This window comes from Ramlibacter sp. (assembly GCF_035706265.1).
In the GTDB taxonomy this organism is placed as follows: Bacteria; Pseudomonadota; Gammaproteobacteria; order Burkholderiales; family Burkholderiaceae_C; genus Ramlibacter.
The window spans coordinates 1-2,458 of the sequence record NZ_DASSVG010000227.1 but is presented as its reverse complement, the minus strand read 5'-3'; the positions used below and the strand labels follow the sequence as shown (position 1 = coordinate 2,458).

2 protein-coding genes and 1 pseudogene are annotated in these 2,458 nt (G+C 66.9%); all 3 read right to left on the bottom strand.

Features of this window, described 5'->3' with window-relative positions; genetic code table 11:
• Window positions 1–1,973: valine--tRNA ligase (locus tag VFM98_RS08555; RefSeq protein ID WP_325109489.1), on the bottom strand; the 1,973-nt coding region annotated here is incomplete at its 3' end.
• Window positions 1,974–2,009: 36 nt separating this feature from the next.
• Window positions 2,010–2,198: a DUF2783 domain-containing protein gene (locus tag VFM98_RS08550; protein ID WP_325109488.1), complete on the bottom strand. Its 189-nt coding sequence runs from the start codon at window positions 2,196–2,198 to the stop codon at window positions 2,010–2,012.
• Window positions 2,195–2,458 (bottom strand): annotated as a pseudogene (locus VFM98_RS08545) (FAD-binding monooxygenase); the annotation flags it as partial. The gene VFM98_RS08550 and the pseudogene VFM98_RS08545, both read right to left, overlap by 4 nt.

The window sequence follows — 2,458 nt, the reverse complement described above, 5'->3', positions numbered from 1 at the left end:
GGCTCGCCGAGGTCCTTGCCCTCGACGTTCATCAGCACGAAGCGCGTGGCGTTCCAGAGCTTGTTGCAGAAGTTGCGGTAGCCCTCGCAGCGGCCGAGGTCGAAGTTGAGCGTGCGCGAGAAGCTGGCGAGCGAGGCGAAGGTGAAGCGCAGCGCGTCGGCGCCGAAGGCCGGGATGCCCTTCGGGAAGTGCGACTTCACGTACGACTCGATCTTCGCCTTGTGCTCGGCGCGCAGCAGCCCGATGGTCGATTTCCTGAGCAATTCGGGATGGGAAATTCCATCGATCAGGTCCAGCGGGTCGAGGGTGTTGCCCTTCGACTTCGACATCTTCTCGCCCTCGGCGTCGCGCACGATGGCGTTGATGTACACGTGCCGGAAGGGCACCTTGCCCGTGAAGTGCAGGGTCATCATCACCATCCGGGCGACCCAGAAGAAGATGATGTCGAAGCCGGTCACCAGCACCGAGGAGGGAAGGAACGTCGCGAGGTCCTTCGTCTTTTCCGGCCAGCCGAGCGACGAGAAGGGCACGAGGGCGGACGAGAACCAGGTGTCGAGGACGTCGGGATCCCGGCGCAATGCCGAAGTGATCTTGTTCTTTTCCCGGATCTCGGCTTCGGACCGGCCGACGTAGACCTTCCCGTCCTCGTCGTACCAGGCGGGGATCTGGTGGCCCCACCAGAGCTGGCGCGAGATGCACCAGTCCTGGATGTTGTTCATCCACTGGTTGTAGGTATTGACCCAGTTTTCCGGCACGAAGCGCACGGCGCCGCTCTGCACGGCGTCGATGGCCTTCTGCGCGATCGACTTGCCGGTGGGATCCTGGTCGCTCACCTTGGTCATCGCGACGAACCACTGGTCGGTGAGCATCGGCTCCACGATCTGGCCGGTGCGGGCGCAGCGCGGCACCATCAGCTTGTGCTTCTTCGTCTCCGCCAGCAGGCCCTGGGCCTCCAGGTCGGCCACCACCTGCTTGCGGGCCGCGAAGCGGTCCATGCCGCGGTAGGCGGCCGGCGCGTTGTCGTTGATCCTGGCGTCCAGCGTCAGCACGCCGATCAGCGGCAGCTGGTGGCGCTGGCCCACCAGGTAGTCGTTGGGATCGTGGGCGGGCGTGACCTTCACCACGCCAGTGCCGAACTCGCGGTCGACGTAGTCGTCGGCGATCACCGGGATCTCGCGGTTGCACAGCGGCAGCCGCACCGTCTTGCCGACCAGGTGCCGGTAGCGCTCGTCTTCGGGGTGGACCATCACGGCCACGTCGCCCAGCATGGTCTCGGGGCGGGTGGTGGCCACGGTCAGGTGGCCGGAGCCGTCGGACAGCTCGTAGCGGATGTGCCAGAGGAAGCCTTCTTCCTCCTCGCTCTCCACTTCCAGGTCGGACACGGCGGTCTTGAGCTCGGGGTCCCAGTTCACCAGCCGCTTGCCGCGGTAGATCAGGCCCTGCTCGTAAAGCTGCACGAAGGTGTCGGTGACGACCTTCGAGAGCTTCTCGTCCATCGTGAAGTACTCGTGCGACCAGTCCACGCTGTCGCCCATGCGGCGCATCTGCGTGGTGATGGTGTTGCCCGAGCGCTCCTTCCATTCCCAGACCTTCTGCACGAAGGCGGGGCGGCCGAGGTCGTGCCGGCTCAGGCCCTGCTCCTGCAGCTGGCGCTCCACCACGATCTGGGTGGCGATGCCGGCGTGGTCCGTGCCGGGCACCCACAGCGTGTTGAAGCCGCGCATGCGGTGGTAGCGCGCCAGGCTGTCCATGATGGTCTGGTTGAACGCGTGCCCCATGTGCAGGGTGCCGGTCACGTTCGGGGGCGGCAGCTGGATGGCGAAGGAAGGCGCGCCTTCCTGGGGCGCGCCGCTGCCGCGATAGCCTGCCCGGGCGTAGCCGCGCTGTTCCCACAGCGGGCCCCAGCGGGCCTCGATGGCGGCGGGCTCGAAGGACTTGGAGAGGCTGTTCAGGCCGGGTTGTTCGGTGCTCACCGGGGGATTTTAAGAGTCCCCGTCATGTTCCACGGATCAGGCGGGAAATGCCTTCGCCGCTTCCACGCACTCCTTCAACACCTTCGCATCCCCCACCTGGTTCGCCAGGATCAGGATCAGCCGCGCGTTGAGCTTGGCGGATTCCTCGGCGCTCAGGTCCTCGTGGGCGTCCAGCAGCTGCTCGTAGAAGGCGTCGGCGTCCTGGAAATTGAGCTGCGTCCTCATGCGGTTTCCTCCTCCAGCGCCGTGCCCAGCGCCTTGCCCACGGCATGCACCAGCGTCGCATCGACGCTCTCGCCCGTGGCGGCCACGTAGCTGTCCGGCCGCAGCAGCGCCCAGGCGTGGCCGAACACGTGGCAGGCGCCCTGCAGGTGGTCCTTGGGGTCGCGGATCCATTCGGCGGCGCCCGGCCGGTCCTCCGCGCCGAGCACCTGTACCGCTCGCACGGGCGCCATCGCGGCCAGGCCCGCCAGGCGCTGCAAGGC